The organism is Nocardioides pini (assembly GCF_026712185.1).
In the GTDB taxonomy this organism is placed as follows: Bacteria; Actinomycetota; Actinomycetes; order Propionibacteriales; family Nocardioidaceae; genus Nocardioides; species Nocardioides pini.
The window spans coordinates 37,579-52,506 of the sequence record NZ_JAPPUX010000004.1 but is presented as its reverse complement, the minus strand read 5'-3'; the positions used below and the strand labels follow the sequence as shown (position 1 = coordinate 52,506).

Below are 14,928 nucleotides of genomic sequence, written 5' to 3'. Positions count from 1 at the left end.
ACGACGCAGTCTAGGGACGCCCGGATCGCCCGCGCGGCGACGCTCCGCTGGGCTAGGTTCGCCCCGTGGGTGAGCGAGCGCGGCGATGGGTGACCGGTGGCCTCGCTGTCGTGCTCGTCGCGCTGCTCGTCGCGATCGGGCTCGCCGTCACCGGCGAGGACGACGTCGACGCGGCCCTGACCACCGCCCAGCAGGACGTCGCCGGAGCCGCTCGCGCGGAGGCCCTGGCCTTCCTCACCGTGGACCACCGCGACATGGACCCGCTGGTCGACGCGGTCCTCGACGGCGCGACGGGCGACTTCGCGGAGCAGTACGCCTCCCAGCGGAGGACGCTGACCAGCGAGGCGGTCCGCACCAGGGCGACCTCGACGCCGGAGGTCGTCGCCCTCGGGGTCGGCGACCAGGACGACGACTCCGCGACGGTCCTGGTCGCGGCCAACAGCACCGTGACCAACGAGGGGACCGGCGCCGAGGGCCAGGTCCGCTACTACCGGCTGCGCCTGCGGCTCGTCCGCGAGGACGACCGCTGGCTCACGAGCGACTTGCAGTTCGTGAGGTGACGACCATGACGGGCGGGACGACGGGGAACCGGTGGCTGCTGGTGCTCGCGGCACTGGTGGTGGTGGCGGCCGCGGGCCTCGTGTGGGTGCTCCGCGACGCCGGGGCCGATACCGGGGCCGACGTCAGCAGCGCCGACGCCGCCGACGCCGCCGTGGCGTCGGCCGAGGTCAAGGAAGCCGTGCGGGAGCGCGCGGGCGCCGGCGCGGCCGCTGCCTACAGCTACTCCTGGAGGACGCTTGCCGACGACAAGGCCGCTGCCCGCGAGCTGATGACCCCGACGATGCGCGACCGCTACGACCGCACGATGGCGGGCGTCACCACCTCGAGCCGCCGCGACCGCAGGGTCGTCGAGGCCGAGGTCGTCGACACCGCGCTCGTCACCGCGTCATCGACGTACGCCCGGGTGCTGGTGTTCGTCAACCAGCGCACCTCGGGGGACGACCGGCAGCGCCCGTCGATCGACCTGGACCGGGTGCTGGTGACGCTGGAGCGGGTGGACGGCGACTGGAGGGTCAGCGAGCTCGACTCGCTGTAGGCAGGCAGGGACAGCCGCGGACCAGCCCTTGTGGCCGGGACGCACCGACGGAAGGATCCGCGACGTGGACGACGTGACGACCGACCTGCTGATCATCGGCGCTGGCCCGACGGGGTTGTTCTCCGCCTACTACGCCGGCTTCCGCGGCATGAGCGTCGCCGTGGTCGACTCGCTGCCCGAGCTCGGCGGCCAGATCACCGCGATGTACCCCGAGAAGGCGATCCTCGACGTGGCCGGCTTCCCGAGCGTGAAGGGCCGTGACCTCGTCGAGGGGCTCGTGGCGCAGGCGGCCACCGCCGACCCGACGTACCTGCTGGACCGGACGGCCACCACCCTCGACCACGGCGACGACCGGGTCGTCGTCACGCTCGACGACGGCACGCGCATCACGGCCGGCGCCGTCCTCATCACGTCCGGGATCGGCAAGTTCAGCCCGAGGCCGCTGCCGGCCGGCGAGGGCTGGGTCGGGCGGGGCATGGAGTTCTTCGTGCCCAGCTTCGCGCCGTACGCCGGCAAGGACGTGGTCGTCGTCGGGGGAGGCGACAGCGCGTTCGACTGGGCCCAGCACCTCGAGCCGATCGCGGCGTCGGTCACGCTCGTCCACCGCCGCGACGCCTTCCGCGCCCACGAGCGCACGGTGGCAGCGGTCAGGGACTCGACCGTCCGGATCATCACCAACGCCCAGGTGACCGAGCTGCGCGGGGACGGCCACCTCGAGGAGGTGGTGGTCAGCGTCGACGGTGAGGAGCCGCAGACCCTGAAGGCGCAGGCGCTCGTCGCCGCGCTCGGCTTCATCGCCGACCTCGGCGCGATCCAGCAGTGGGGCCTCGAGACGCAGAAGCGCCACGTCGTCGTGAACTCCTCGATGCGCACCAACCTCGAGCGGGTCTTCGCGGCCGGCGACATCACCGACTACCCCGGCAAGGTCCGGCTCATCGCCGTCGGCTTCGGGGAGGCGGCCACCGCGGTCAACAACGCCGCCGTCGTGCTCGACCCCTCGGCCCACGTCTTCCCCGGCCACTCCAGCGAGGGGTGATCCGCCTGTCCGACGGGGGACGGGCTACCCGCGAGTAGGCATAATGGCCCGGTGCGCATCGCCATGCTGTCCTACCGGAGCAAGCCCCACTGTGGAGGACAGGGCGTCTACGTCCGCCACCTGACCCGCGAGCTGGTCCGCCTCGGCCACGAGGTGGAGGTGTTCTCCGGGCAGCCCTACCCCGACCTCGACGAGGGCGTCGTGCTCACCAAGGTGCCGAGCCTCGACCTCTACCGCGAGCCCGACCCGTTCCGGGTGCCCCGGCTGCGCGAGTTCCGCGACCGGATCGACGTCGAGGAGTTCCTCACGATGTGCACGGCCGGGTTCCCCGAGCCGAAGACCTTCAGCTCGCGCATCGCCCGGCTGATGCAGGAGCGGGCCGGCGACTTCGACATCGCCCACGACAACCAGGTGCTCGGCACCGGGATCATGGCGCTGGAGTCCTACGGCCTCCCGGTGGTCGCGACGATCCACCACCCCATCACGATGGACCGCCGCATCGACCTCCAGACCGCGCCGACGCGGCGCAAGCGGCTGACGCTGCGCCGCTGGTACGGCTTCCTGCGCATGCAGACGAAGGTCGCCAAGCGCTACCGCAAGGTGCTCGTGCCCTCGGAGTCCTCGCGCCGCGACGTGGCGCGCGACTTCGGCGTCGACCCGGCCCGGATGCAGACCATCCTGCTCGGTGTCGACGACGTCTTCGTGCCGCCGACCAGCCCCCGCGTGCCCGGGCGGATCCTGGCCATGGCCAGCGCCGACGCGCCGATGAAGGGCATCGCCACCCTGCTCGAGGCCTTCGCCAAGCTCGCCGTCGAGCGCGACGTGTCGCTCGTGCTGGTGACCCGTCCGGAGCCCGGCGGGCGCACCGAGCAGCTGATCGACCAGCTCGGCATCGCCGACAGGGTGACCTTCGTCAACGGCGTCAGCGACGCCGAGCTCGTCGAGGTGATGGGCTCCGCGGAGGTGGCCTGCGTGCCGTCGCTCTACGAGGGCTTCTCGCTCCCGACCGCCGAGCTGATGGCCTGCGCGACCCCGCTCGTGGTGTCCCGCGCCGGCGCGATCCCCGAGGTCGTCGGCCCGGACGGCGTCTGCGCCGACCTGGTCACCCCCGGCGACGTGGGTGAGCTCGAGCAGGCCGTCGCGGCGCTGCTCGACGACCCGGAGCGTCGTACGGCCATGGGCGCGGCCGGCCGGGCACGCGTGGAGGAGCTGTTCAGCTGGCGCGCCGTGGCCGAGGCCACCGCCGCCGCCTACGAGGAGACCATCGCCGACTTCCGTCGCGAGCAGGAGGAGAGCCGCCGTGCTGACCGTTGACTTCGACCGGCTCGGGCTGCGCCCGGGCGACCGCGTGCTCGACATGGGCTGCGGCGCGGGCCGCCACGCCTTCGAGATGTACAGGCGCGGCGCCGACGTCATCGCCTTCGACCAGGACGCCGACGAGCTCGCGACCGTGCGCGAGTGGTTCAGCGCGATGCGCGAGGCCGGCGAGGTGCCGGCGGGCGCCGAGGCCGACGTCAAGGAAGGTGACGCCCTCGCCCTTCCCTTCGCTGACGGCGAGTTCGACCGGGTCGTGGCCGCCGAGGTGCTGGAGCACATCCACGCCGACGTCGACGCGATCAAGGAGCTCGTGCGGGTGCTGCGCCCGGGCGGCACGCTGGCCGTCTCCGTGCCGCGCTGGCTGCCCGAGGTCGTCAACTGGAAGCTGTCCGACGACTACCACAACGCCGAGGGCGGCCACATCCGCATCTACACGGCCCAGGAGCTCGTGGACAAGGTCACCAAGGCCGGTCGACCCAACGACGGCACCCCCGGTGACGCGATGGTCTTCACCGGCCGCGGCCACGCCCACGGCCTGCACACGCCCTACTGGTGGATCAAGTGCGCCGTCGGCGTCACCAACGACGACCACCCGCTCGCCAAGGCCTACCACCGGCTGCTCGTGTGGGAGATCGTGAAGAACCCCAAGGCGCTGCAGTACGCCGGCAAGGTGCTCGACCCGCTCATCGGCAAGAGCATGGTCCTCTACTTCCGGAAGCCGGAATGAGCGGAGCCGCTGCCGTCGACGAGATCGTCACCCGCGCCCAGCTCGAGCAGACCGCCGCGACCATCGCGGCGACGCAGGAGCCGTCCGGTGCGATCCCGTGGACGTCCGGCGAGCACACCGACGTGTGGAACCACCTCGAAGCCGCGATGGCGCTCGTCGTCGGCGACCAGCGCGACGCGGCCGAGCGGGCCTTCGCGTGGGTGCGCGCGACGCAGCGGGCCGACGGCTCGTGGCCGATGAAGATCGTGGCCGGTGAGGTCGAGGACCACTCCGGCGAGACCAACATGTCGGCCTACGTCGCCGTCGCCACGTGGCACCACTGGCTGGTGGAGCGCGACGAGGCGTTCGTCCGGCTGATGTGGCCGACGGTGCGCCGCGCGCTCGACTTCGTCGTCTCGATGCAGCTGCCGTTCGGGGGCATCGCCTGGTCGCAGGAGTGGCACGACGGCGCGCCCGGCCGGGTCAACGAGGACGCGCTGCTGGCGGGGTCGTCGAGCATCCACCACTCGCTGCGTGCGGGGGTGGCGCTCGCGGAGCTGGTGGGGGAGCCGCAGGTCGAGTGGGAGCTCGCCGGTGGGCGCCTCGGACACGCGCTGCGCGAGCACCGGGACCTGTTCCTGGACAAGTCGACGTTCTCCATGGACTGGTACTACCCGGTGCTGGGCGGCGCCGTGCGCGGGCCGGAGGCGCACGCACTGGTCGCGGAGCGCTGGGACACGTTCGTCGAGCCCGGCCTCGGCATCCGGTGCGTCTCGGAGAACCCGTGGGTGACGGGCGCGGAGACCTGCGAGCTCGTGCTGGCCCTCGACGCCATCGGCGACCGCGCCCGCGCGCTGCAGCTGCTCGCCGACATGCAGCACCTGCGCACGGCCGAGGGGTCCTACTGGACCGGCTACGTCTTCCCCACGGACGTCGACGAGGCGGGCGTCAACTGGCCCGTCGAGCAGACGACCTACACGGCTGCCGCGGTGATCCTGGCCGTCGACGCGCTCAGCGACGGCACGCCCGGCGCCGACATCATGCGCGGCACGACGCTCGCGCCGGACTTCGCCGAGATCGGCCTCGAGTGCGGCTGCCCGTCAGTCGAGCGGGTCGCCGGCGTCGCCGGCCGTACGGCGTAGCACCCGCATCGACCCCACCGCCTCGACCTCGGTGAAGGCGCCGCTCGCCAGGGCGGGGAGGTAGATGTCCTCGTACGGCGGCCGGCCGCCGTCGGCCGGGTCGGGGAAGACGTCGTGGACGGCGAGCACCCCGCCCGCCATCACCCAGCGCGGCCAGGTCCGGAAGTCCGTGCGGGCCGGCTCGACCCCGTGGCCGCCGTCGATGAACAGCAGCGAGAGCGGGGTGCGCCACCAGGCGCCGACCGTCTCGGAGCGGCCGACGACCGCCACGACCTGCTCCTCGAGGCCCGCGGCCGCGATGGTGCGTCGGAAGGTCGGCAGCGTGTCCATGAGGCCCAGGTCGTGGTCCACGAGGGTGTCGTCGTGGTGCTCCCAGCCGGCCTGGTTCTCCTCCGAGCCGCGGTGGTGGTCGACGGTGACGACGGTGCCGCCCACCTCGCGGGCGGCCGCGCCCAGCCAGACGGCCGACTTGCCGCAGTAGGTGCCCACCTCCAGGGCCGGCCCGTGGGGCAGCCGCTCGCGGGCCCAGCGGTGCAGCAGCGCACCCTCGTCCTCGGGCATGAAGCCCTTCGCGGCGCGGGCGTGGGCGAGCAGGTCGGCGGGCATCACGGGAGACGACCCTAGTGCGGTCACACCTACGACCTCCCAGGCGTCAGGTGGGTGAAGGCACGACACACCCACCGAGGAGCAGACATGAGCAACCACACGATCGTCATCCCCGCCGCCGACCTTGAGACCGCGACGGCGTTCTACCGCACGGCGTGGGGCGCCGAGCCGCACACCGAGACGCCGTACTACGTCGGGTTCAACCTCGACGGGCAGGAGATCGGCCTCAACCCCAACGGCGAGCGCGACCGGATGACCGGTCCGGTCGTCTACTGGCAGACCGAGGACCTCGCCGCCAAGGTGGCCGAGGTCGAGGCAGCGGGCGGCACCGTCGTACGCCCCGTCACGGAGGTCGGCGGCGGGACGTCCCTCGCGCTGCTGACCGACCCGGCCGGCAACCAGGTCGGCTTCATCACCCAGGCGTAGCCGACAGGTCAGCCGACGGGTCAGCCGGCGGCGCCGTCGAGCTCGTCGGGGTCGACTCCGCTGTCGGCCTCGAGGCCGTGGCGCCACGTGTTCCAGTGCCACGTGAGGTAGCGGTCGACGGCGCGCACCGCGTGCGAGCTGCGGATGGAGTGGAAGACGTCGAAGGCGTGCTGGGCGCCCGGCAGCTCGGCGTAGACGACCGACCTCCGGGAGATGCGCCGCAGCTCGGCGACGAAGAGCCGCGCCTGGTCGACGGCCACGAGGCTGTCGAGCTCGCCGTGCAGGACGAAGAAGTCGGGTGCGTCGGAGGTGATGCGCAGGATGGGGGAGGCGGCCTCGTAGACGTCAGGGGCGTCCTGCCAGGTCGTCTGCATGACCCGGGGGCCGAGGAAGGCGTCGCGCATCCCGATGGCGTTGGCGAGCCCGGTCGACCCGGCGAAGTCGTAGACGCCGTAGAACGGCACCGCCGCCCGCACGGAAGTGTCGGCGTCCTCGAAGCCCGGCTGGAACTGCGGGTCGCCGGGGGTCAGTGCCGCCAGCGCGGCGAGGTGGCCCCCGGCGGACCCGCCGGTGATGACGAGGTAGTCGGGGTCACCGCCGTGCTCGGCGATGTGGTCCCGCACCCAGGCGATGGCGCGCTTGACGTCGACGATGTGGGCGGGCCACGGGTCGCGCGGGGCGAGGCGGTAGTTGATCGCCACGCAGACCCACCCCTTGGCCGCCATGCGGTTCATCAGCGGCCGGCCCTGGTGCTCCTTCGCCCCCACGGTCCAGGCGCCCCCGTGGACCTGCAGCAGGACGGGTGCGTCCTTGATCGCGTCGCCGCCGGCCGGCAGGTAGATGTCGAGGTGACCGCGGCGTCCGGCCTCGGTGTAGGGCAGGTTGCGGACGACCCTGACCGCCTCGTCGCGGAAGTCGAACGGCCGCGCGAGGCGTCGCCAGGGCGTCGCCAGGTCGGCCGGGTCGGGGACGGCGTCCAGCTGCTCGACGTAGTCGACGCCCAGGCCGTCGACGAGGGCGTCGTCGAGGACGTCGGCGGCGCGGCGGCTCTGGCGCACCATGTGGGCCAGGCCGAGCGCGCTGGCACCGGCGAGGGCGAGACCTGTCTTGGCGCGCACGCCGGCACGACGGCCCTTCGTCAGGTGGGCCGCCGCGTCGAGCACGGTCAGCGCCAGCACCTGGGGAGCTGTCTCGCCGAACAGCCATCCGGCGGCGAATGCCGGCACGCCGGTCCTCTGCCCTCGTGGCGGCCGCAGGGCGTTGGCGGTGAGGGCGGCGATCACCGACTGGCGCGACAGGAAGCTCACGACGTCATGTTACTCATCGGTACGGCAGGCCACGGCATGATCGCGGCGTGGACACCTCTGGCGCGGACCCCTGGACCTACGTCGTGACCGACGTCGAGCTCGACGGCCCGTGGCCGGGCACCCACTCGATGCGCTCGTTGGCGTCGGTCGCGGTCACGGCGGACGGTGTCGAGCACGGGCGGTTCGAGGCGGTCCTGGAGCCGCTGCCCGGGACGTCGCCCGACCCCGCCACGATGGACTGGTTCGCCACCCAGCCCGGAGCATGGGAGGCGGCGACCACCGGGGCCGAGCCCGTCGAGGACGTGATGGGGCGGTACGTCTCGTGGCTCCAGGGCCTGCCCTGGCCGCGGATGTTCGCGGCGTTCCCGCTGGCGCTGGACGGGATCTGGATCGACCACTACCTGCGCCGCTTCACGCCCTACGGGATCCGGCAGGGCCACCACGAGACCGACCGGCTCTTCATCGGGCCCGGCCTCTGCCTGCGGAGCTACGCGGCTGCGGTGACGGGGGAGCCGGTCGGGCTGGTCGACGTCGACACCCTCCCGAGCGCGTGGTTCGGGGAGGTGGAGCACACCCACCGGGCCATCGACGACACCGTCGGCTACGCGAACCTGCTGGTCGAGCTGTTCCGGCGAGCCGGGTGACCGGCCTGCCCGCCGACGGGGTCCGGGGGTGCTGCGTCATGCGAACCCGCACCCATGGGTGCGGGTTCGCATGACGTCCGGTGGTCCGGGGTGCACACGACCGCGGCGTCAGGCGGAGGCCTTCTCGGCGGCAGTCATGATGACGTCGGCGACGGTCTCGGCCTGGGTGAGGTACACGGCGTGGCTGCCCTCGACGGTGGTGATCGTGGCGCCGGCACGCTCGGCCATGTGGCGCAGCATCGCCTGGTCGAACGCCTTGTCCTCGGTGCCCCACACCGCCCAGCTGGGTCGCGTGTGCCATGCCGCCTCGGAGACGGGCTCGGCGAAGACGGCCATGTTGACCGGGACCTGGGTGTCGCGCATGAAGGCGGCCTCGGCGTCGTCGGCATCGGCGGCGAAGCCCTTCTGGAACGCGTCGGGGCGGAGGAAGCCGAAGCCGTCGTCGCCCACGTCGATGACGAAGTCGGGGGTGGCTGCGAAGCCCTCGTACTGCTGGCCCGAGGTCTGGCCGCTGTCCGGGATCAGGGCGGCGACGTAGACCAGCCCGGCGACGTGCTCGTGGGTGCCGGCCTCGGTGATGACGGTGCCACCCCAGGAGTGCCCGACGAGGATCGTGGGGCCGTTCTGCTGGGCGAGGACGCGGCGGGTGGCGGCGACGTCGTCGTCGAAGGACGTCAGGGGGTTCTGCACCACGGTGACCCGGTAGCCGCGGTCGGTCAGGAGGTCGTGGACCCTCCGCCAACCGGAGCCGTCGGCGAAGGCACCGTGGACCAGGACGATGTTCGTGATGGGGCTGTTGCTGTTCATGATCTCTCCTTCGCTGGATGCGGTATACGATATATTGGAACGCCGTCAGCGGACTGGGACGATGGGCAACCTGCACACACTTCGCAGGCGCCCCGGAGCGGAAGGCCGCGGCGCGAGGCCGCGGCGTGGGTGACGGATCGGGTCCGCGTGGTCACCGGATCCTCAGCTCGGAGACCAGGTCGCCGTCGAGCACGAAGGCGTACTCCAGGTCCGCGACGCCGCCGGGGAAGTCGCCCTCGAGGTGGATGAGGGCCACCCGCTGCGTGTCGTCGGTGCGTCGCGCCCCGACGAGCTCGGAGGTGTAGGTGAACTCGGTGCCGGCGTCGGTGAGGAAGTGCCGCACCTGCTCGGTCCCCTCGAACGTCTCGTCCTGGTCGACGACCAGAGGGTCGGCGGCGAACGCTCGCATGGCGGCGTCCACCTCGCGGGCGGCGTGCGCGGCCAGGAAGGCGCGGATCGTGGCGGGGAGCTGGGCGGAGTCGATGTCGTTCGTGTGTGTGGTCATGCCACGAGCCTGCGGCCGCCCGCGGACGGAGGGTCAAGGACGGATGTCTCCCGCCGGGAGAGGGTCCGGCCGAGCGTGGACGCGGCACCCGATGTCGCGGGAAGGTGGTCCGGTGACCTGGACCTCCGCCGCCCTCGAGCTCGAGGTGCTGCGCGGCGTCGCCGACGCGGTGGGGTCCGACCCGGACCTGCGGGTCGTCTGCTCGCGGGTCGCCGAGGCCGTGCGGTGCGGGCGAGCGACCCGGGACGTCTACGTCTACCTCTACGACTCGGGTGCCGACGACCTGCTCCTGGTCGGCGCGACCGAGAGCCCCGCCGCGCGTGAGGTCGGGACCCTGCGGGTGCCGTACGGCGGCGGCGTGACCGGGTGGGCGGCGGTCTCGCGGGAGAGCTACGTGGTGCCCCGCGAGCCGGAGAGCGACCCGCACTTCCTGCCCTACCCCGGGATCGGCGAGGAGCGGTACGGCGCGATCTTCTCCGTGCCGGTGGTGTCGTCGGCTGACGAGCTGGTCGGGTGCATCACGGTGTGGGCGACGTCGGACGACGAGTTCGCGGCGTATGAGGTCGCGCTGGTCGAGCACGTGGCGTCGTTGCTCGCGCCGTCGCTGGAGAGGGAGCGCCTGCGCGAGCGGGTCGGCACACTGACCCGCATCGAGGAGGGTCTGCGCGAGCTCGGCGACCTGGTCGCCACGCGGGCGTCCGCCGGCCGGGTCGTGGACAGCGCCGCGCAGCTCGCGCTCACCGGCCTCGCGGCGGACCTGGTGGTGGCGGTCGTCGCCGACCCGTCGGGCGGCGACCGCATGGTGGTCGCCCTGGCCTCCGGCACCGACCCGGACCGCCGCGCGCCGGCCGCGGGCCTGCGCCGCTCGCTGCTCGAGATCGACGGCGACCTGCGCCGGGGGCGCATCACGTGGCAGGTCGCCGCCGAGCGCGTGGCTCGAGCCATCGAGGGCCAGTCCCAGCCGCTCGCGACGATCACCGTGCGGTGCGGGCCCGACGAGCTCGGCAGGATCGAGGCACACGTCCTCGGGCCGGGCAGCCGCCCTCAGATCCCCACGGGGCTGCTCCCTGCCATCGCGGGGCACGTGGCGGTGGCGACGCGGCTCGCGATCGCGCTGGAGGAGCTCGACGACCGCAACGGCCTGACCTGGTTCCTCCGGGCCGTCACCTCCGGACGACTGGCCGGGGACGACCTGCGTCGACGGGCCGAGGCGCTCGGCCTGGACCGCGCGCCCGCCCACGTCTTCGTGGTGGCGTGCACGTCGGACCCGACCGCGGCGGGAGCCGAGCTCGGCACCGTCCTCGAGCGGGTCGCGGCGCTGCCGGCCGGGACGCTGACGGGGTCGACGCCCCACCAGGCCGTCGCCGTCGTGCCGTGGCCGTCTGCGAGCGGGTCGGTGGACGCGCTCCGCCGGCCGCTGCTCCGTGCCTGCGCCCACGTCCGGGCCGCCGGCGCCGCGCTGACCGTGGGCGTCTCGCGACCGGCGACGTCGGTGGACGGCTTCGCCGACGCGCTCGCCGAGGCTCGCGAGGCGATGAGCGTCGCCAGCTCGCTGCCGCAGCCGGCCGGCGTGTTCACGCTCGACGACGTCGGGCACCACCTGTTGCTGAGCCGCGTGGCGAGCGTGACCGGCGTCCGGGACCGGTACGCCGTGGCGGTCGAGAGCATCGCCGAGTACGACCGCGTCAAGGGCACGGAGCTCCTGGGCACGGTCGCGACCTTCCTGCACCTCCGGAGCCGGAGCGCCGTCGCTCGGGAGCTGGTGATCCACCGCAACACGCTCGCCCAGCGCCTGACCCGCGCGTCACAGCTGAGCGGCTTCGACGTCAGTGCTCCCGATGCGTGGTTCCCGCTGCAGCTGGCGCTGCAGGTCCATCTCGCCCGCTCCGGGACGCGGTCCGACGGGTGGGTCGACGCTCAGGGCGCGCTGCCGGACGCGGACTGACCGGGGCCCGTGGCCACCGAGAAGACGGGCCACCCGATCTCGGTGCGCCACGCGGAGGCGTCGTCGGTGTCGCGCGGACCGACGAGGTACGTCTCGCGCACCGGTCCGGCCACCTGGAGGGCGTTGGCCACGACCCACGAGCCCACCTCGCCGTAGGTCACCTCGATGTCGTCGTGGTCGCCCACGTGGGTCGCCACGGCGAGCTCGACCGCCGGCAGCTCGACCGGGTGCACCCGGCCGGTCCGCGGCGGGTCGTCGACGGGGCGGTGCACCAGCACGTGACCCCGGCCGACCTCGAAGAGGGCGTTGTCGTACACCCCTCCGGGAGGCCCGACCAGCACGGGCAGGGCGGCGTCGAGCTCGGCCATCGCGCCGGCGTACCAGCTCAGCACGTCGTCCAGCGCGACGTCGGCCTCGATGGCGGCCACCGACGTCGCGGCCACCGCGCGCACCTCGACCCGTACCGGTGCGGGCTCGGGTGCGAGGAGTCGGCGCAGCGAGCGGACGGCCGCCCGCGTGCGGTCGAGCTCGGCCTCGAGGCGGTGCAGGTGCTCGGCCACCAGGTCCGCGCGGGCGCCCGGGTCGGCCGCGTCCAGGATGCGCTGGACCGCCGCGAGCGGCACGTCGAGCTCGCGGAGACGGTGGATGACCTGGGCCGTGGGGATCTGCTCGCCCGTGTAGTAGCGGTAGCCCGTGGCCGGGTCCACGGTGGCGGGGACCAGCAACCCGGCCTCGTGGTGGCGCCGCAGGCTGCGCACGCTCAGGTGGGTCAGGCGGGAGAACTCACCGATGCTGAGGCGGGTCGACACCCGGGCAGTCTGCACCCTCTCCCGGGGGGAGGGTCCAGACCGGCTCGCGGCCGGCGCCGGCTACTGCAGGTAGTTCTCCACCACGCTGGTGGGGCGGGCGTCGGCGTCGTCGGGGTCCCCTCCGAACTCGGACCTGGCGCGCCGCTGCCGGAGGAGGTCCCAGCACTGGTCGAGGGCCTCCTCGACGCGCTGCATCTCGTCCCGCTCGTCGGCACTGCTCAGGTCGCCGCTCTCGCGCAGGGTGCGGAGCTCGTGCTCCCGCTCGACGAGGGAACGCACCCGGCCAAGGATGTCGTCGTCGCTCATGCCTGCCACCGTACGCCCGTGCGCGGCTCGCACGACCGTCGTGCGGGGGCCGCGTTGACGGTGGCGTGCCGGCAATGTGCAATACGTTGCATGCCGATACCCCGGTCCGCCCCCGTCGGGCGCCAGCTGCTGCGCGACGACGTGCACGGCCGGCTGCGGGACGCGATCATCGACGGGACCTTCGAGCCCGGCGAGCAGCTGCGCGACGCCGAGCTGGCCGCCTGGCTCGGCGTCAGCCGCACGCCCGTCCGCGAGGCGCTGCTGCGGCTCGCGCAGACGGGGCTCGTGGTCGCCCGCCCGGGACGTTCGACGACCGTGAGCACCATCAGCGCGACAGCGGTTCGCGAGGCCCGCGACGTGGTCGCCGCGATGCACGAGCTGGCGGTCCGCGAGGCGGTGCCACGGCTCACGCCCGACGACCTCGACGAGATGCGCGCGGCCGAGGCCCGCTTCGAGGAGGCCGTGGCCGCGGGTGACGTCGAGGCCGCGCTGCGTGCCGACGACGAGCTCCACGGCGTGCCGGTCCGGGTCTGCGGCAACCGCGCCCTCGCGACGGTGCTCGACCAGTTCGTCCCGGTCCTGCGACGCGCGGAGCGGCTCCGCTTCGCGTCGGCCGGCGCTCGCGAGTCGGTCGCCCGGCACCACGACCTGGTGCGGCTGTGCGGCGAGGGGGATGCCGAGGGCGCCGCGTCAGTCGTCCTCGACACCTTCCACGCGCTCTCGACCGACGACGGGGAGTGAGTCGGTCGGCTCAGGGCGCGTGCTGCAGCCGCTCGGCGAAGAAGGCGAGCACCGCGTCGACGGCCACCTGGGACCGGTGCTCGGTGACGGTGGAGTGGCCGGAGCCCTCGAGCTCGACGCGGATGAAGGCGTCGCCGATGAGCGAGGTGAGGGTGTCGAAGCGCGTGCCGATCGAGGGGTCGGAGGCGTAGCGGATGCCGAGCACCGAGCAGCCGTCGGCCGCGCGGCGGCGTACGGCGTCGGCGTCGGCGGGGGAGAGATTGAGGTCGGCGGCACGGCCGGGGAGGCCGATGAACGGCACGGCGGGCTGGCAGAGCACCGGCGCGACGGTGCTGTCGTCGACCATCATCGCGAGCGCGAAGCCGCCGGTGAAGCACATGCCCAGCGCCCCGACACCGGGGCCGCCGAGCTCGGCGTGGAGCTCACGGGCCAGGGAGCGCAGCCACCCGGCGACGGGGGTCGTCTCCCCGCGGGCGATCTTGGTGAACTCGCGGCTCACGCAGACCCGGGGGAAGACCCTCGCCACGTCGACGGCCCCGAACTCGCGGCCGACCGGCCCGAAGAGGTGCGGCAGCACCACGGTGTAGCCCGCGGCGACGAGCTCCTCGCCGAACCGGATCACCCCGGCCGTCAGCCCGGGCAGCTCGTGGACGACGACCACCCCGGGACCCGATCCCCGGCGCCACACGGGATGGGTGGTCGGGACGCCCGCGACGTCGTCCGTGTGCTCGCTGCGCGTCCAGCCGTCGAGTGCGTCCACGGGAGGAATGTCGCAGCCCGCAGGCGCGAGCGGAAGGGGGGCGGGCGGCTCAGAAGGTGTAGCCGAAGGCCTCGACGTCGCGGGCGTAGACCTCGGCGACCTTCGTCCGGGTCGCGTCGGTGTAGTAGTCGCGGTAGCTGCCGTGCGGCGACTTGTTGCGGTGCGGCACGTGCACCGGCTCGCCGCCGAGCCGCCGCTCGACCTCGGCGAGGTCCTCGGCGAAGGTCTCGGTGCGTCCCACGAAGTCGACCTCACGGTCGGGCGCGCGGAGGTAGTCCACCTGCGGCCGGCCGACCCGGGGCAGCTCCTCGGTGCCGCGCAGGACGAACTCGTCGAACCCGGAGTACGCCGCCGCCGCGCGCCACATGTCGTTGCCGCGCATCCGCGTGGCCTCCGCGCCCTGCGGACGGCCGCTCGACGGTCCCCACGCGCGGTCCCAGTCCTGGATCATCGACCACCACGAGACCATCCGCGCCCAGGGGTTGCGGACGAACGCGAACGACCAGTAGCCGGCCGTCTGCGGCTCCGCGCGGAGGATCCGGTCGTACGGCGCGTGCCGTCCGAGCGGCGGCCTGACCCCCGGGGTCTTGCTCCGCGCGTCGGGGCAGCAGCGCTCGAAGGCCACCCCGACCGAGACGCCGCCGGTCTTGGGCACGTGCACGAACAGCGCGCGCTTGGCGTCGGAGATCAGCACGGGCGCGAGGCTAGCCCACGCACCCGTGACAGGCGCTGCCTGCGTCTCGCCCCACCGCCGACCCGGAGGGCGGGTGGGGGA

Annotated in this window: 18 protein-coding genes; 10 read left to right on the top strand and 8 right to left on the bottom strand. The window is 73.4% G+C overall.

Annotated elements, in window-relative coordinates; translation table 11 throughout:
- Positions 1–65: 65 nt before the first annotated feature.
- The 6 genes from NYO98_RS13560 (at position 66) to NYO98_RS13535 (ending at position 5,297) form a co-directional block, all read left to right on the top strand.
- Positions 66–560, top strand: coding sequence for a hypothetical protein (locus NYO98_RS13560; RefSeq protein WP_268112271.1), 495 nt, complete (start codon positions 66–68; stop codon positions 558–560).
- A complete protein-coding gene (locus tag NYO98_RS13555; protein WP_268112270.1) occupies positions 557–1,096 on the top strand; it encodes a hypothetical protein in 540 nt (179 codons plus the stop codon). Before NYO98_RS13560 ends, NYO98_RS13555 begins: the two co-directional genes overlap by 4 nt.
- 64 nt (positions 1,097–1,160) lie before the next feature.
- Complete coding sequence (locus NYO98_RS13550) at positions 1,161–2,132, top strand: NAD(P)/FAD-dependent oxidoreductase (protein WP_268112269.1); 972 nt, start codon at positions 1,161–1,163, stop codon at positions 2,130–2,132.
- A 51-nt stretch (positions 2,133–2,183) separates the two neighbouring features.
- The gene (locus NYO98_RS13545) at positions 2,184–3,446 is read left to right on the top strand and encodes a glycosyltransferase family 4 protein (RefSeq protein WP_268112268.1); all 1,263 of its coding nucleotides are present in this window, start codon (positions 2,184–2,186) and stop codon (positions 3,444–3,446) included.
- Positions 3,433–4,176 carry a class I SAM-dependent methyltransferase gene (locus tag NYO98_RS13540; RefSeq protein WP_268112267.1) on the top strand — a complete coding sequence of 248 codons (744 nt, stop codon included), beginning with the start codon at positions 3,433–3,435 and terminating at the stop codon, positions 4,174–4,176. The genes NYO98_RS13545 and NYO98_RS13540 overlap by 14 nt, the downstream gene beginning before the upstream one ends.
- A complete protein-coding gene (locus NYO98_RS13535; protein ID WP_268112266.1) occupies positions 4,173–5,297 on the top strand; it encodes a prenyltransferase/squalene oxidase repeat-containing protein in 1,125 nt (374 codons plus the stop codon). Before NYO98_RS13540 ends, NYO98_RS13535 begins: the two co-directional genes overlap by 4 nt.
- On the opposite strand, the gene NYO98_RS13530 is transcribed toward NYO98_RS13535, so the two are convergent.
- Positions 5,256–5,903, bottom strand: coding sequence for a class I SAM-dependent methyltransferase (locus tag NYO98_RS13530; RefSeq protein WP_268112265.1), 648 nt, complete (start codon positions 5,901–5,903; stop codon positions 5,256–5,258). The two genes, NYO98_RS13535 and NYO98_RS13530, sit on opposite strands and share 42 nt — an antisense overlap.
- A gap of 87 nt (positions 5,904–5,990) precedes the next feature.
- On the opposite strand from NYO98_RS13530, the gene NYO98_RS13525 reads away from it, so the two are divergent.
- Positions 5,991–6,329, top strand: a complete 339-nt coding sequence (locus tag NYO98_RS13525) for a VOC family protein (RefSeq protein WP_268112264.1) — start codon at positions 5,991–5,993, stop codon at positions 6,327–6,329.
- A 20-nt stretch (positions 6,330–6,349) separates the two neighbouring features.
- Here the strand turns inward: NYO98_RS13525 and NYO98_RS13520 are convergent, their stop codons facing one another.
- Entirely contained in the window at positions 6,350–7,636 is a 1,287-nt protein-coding gene (locus tag NYO98_RS13520) for an alpha/beta hydrolase (RefSeq protein WP_268112263.1), read from the bottom strand.
- A gap of 47 nt (positions 7,637–7,683) precedes the next feature.
- On the opposite strand from NYO98_RS13520, the gene NYO98_RS13515 reads away from it, so the two are divergent.
- A complete protein-coding gene (locus tag NYO98_RS13515; protein WP_268112262.1) occupies positions 7,684–8,280 on the top strand; it encodes a hypothetical protein in 597 nt (198 codons plus the stop codon).
- A 108-nt stretch (positions 8,281–8,388) separates the two neighbouring features.
- On the opposite strand, the gene NYO98_RS13510 is transcribed toward NYO98_RS13515, so the two are convergent.
- Both NYO98_RS13510 and NYO98_RS13505 read right to left on the bottom strand, forming a co-directional pair.
- Positions 8,389–9,087 carry an alpha/beta fold hydrolase gene (locus tag NYO98_RS13510; protein WP_268112261.1) on the bottom strand — a complete coding sequence of 233 codons (699 nt, stop codon included), beginning with the start codon at positions 9,085–9,087 and terminating at the stop codon, positions 8,389–8,391.
- A 151-nt stretch (positions 9,088–9,238) separates the two neighbouring features.
- Positions 9,239–9,592, bottom strand: coding sequence for a nuclear transport factor 2 family protein (locus tag NYO98_RS13505; RefSeq protein WP_268112260.1), 354 nt, complete (start codon positions 9,590–9,592; stop codon positions 9,239–9,241).
- 112 nt (positions 9,593–9,704) lie between these two features.
- Here NYO98_RS13505 and NYO98_RS13500 point away from each other — a divergent pair, with 112 nt between their 5' ends.
- Positions 9,705–11,537, top strand: a complete 1,833-nt coding sequence (locus NYO98_RS13500; RefSeq protein ID WP_268112259.1) for a helix-turn-helix domain-containing protein — start codon at positions 9,705–9,707, stop codon at positions 11,535–11,537.
- Here the strand turns inward: NYO98_RS13500 and NYO98_RS13495 are convergent.
- Together NYO98_RS13495 and NYO98_RS13490 are read right to left on the bottom strand one after the other, a co-directional pair.
- A complete protein-coding gene (locus NYO98_RS13495; RefSeq protein WP_268112258.1) occupies positions 11,510–12,346 on the bottom strand; it encodes a MerR family transcriptional regulator in 837 nt (278 codons plus the stop codon). The two genes, NYO98_RS13500 and NYO98_RS13495, sit on opposite strands and share 28 nt — an antisense overlap.
- A 60-nt stretch (positions 12,347–12,406) precedes the next feature.
- Entirely contained in the window at positions 12,407–12,652 is a 246-nt protein-coding gene (locus NYO98_RS13490) for a DUF2630 family protein (protein ID WP_268112257.1), read from the bottom strand.
- A gap of 90 nt (positions 12,653–12,742) precedes the next feature.
- Here NYO98_RS13490 and NYO98_RS13485 point away from each other — a divergent pair, with 90 nt between their 5' ends.
- A complete protein-coding gene (locus NYO98_RS13485; RefSeq protein WP_268112256.1) occupies positions 12,743–13,393 on the top strand; it encodes a GntR family transcriptional regulator in 651 nt (216 codons plus the stop codon).
- A 10-nt stretch (positions 13,394–13,403) separates the two neighbouring features.
- On the opposite strand, the gene NYO98_RS13480 is transcribed toward NYO98_RS13485, so the two are convergent.
- Both NYO98_RS13480 and NYO98_RS13475 read right to left on the bottom strand, forming a co-directional pair.
- Positions 13,404–14,153, bottom strand: a complete 750-nt coding sequence (locus tag NYO98_RS13480) for a dienelactone hydrolase family protein (RefSeq protein ID WP_268112255.1) — start codon at positions 14,151–14,153, stop codon at positions 13,404–13,406.
- A 49-nt stretch (positions 14,154–14,202) separates the two neighbouring features.
- Positions 14,203–14,847 carry a sulfotransferase family 2 domain-containing protein gene (locus tag NYO98_RS13475; RefSeq protein ID WP_268112254.1) on the bottom strand — a complete coding sequence of 215 codons (645 nt, stop codon included), beginning with the start codon at positions 14,845–14,847 and terminating at the stop codon, positions 14,203–14,205.
- Positions 14,848–14,928 lie beyond the last annotated feature (81 nt).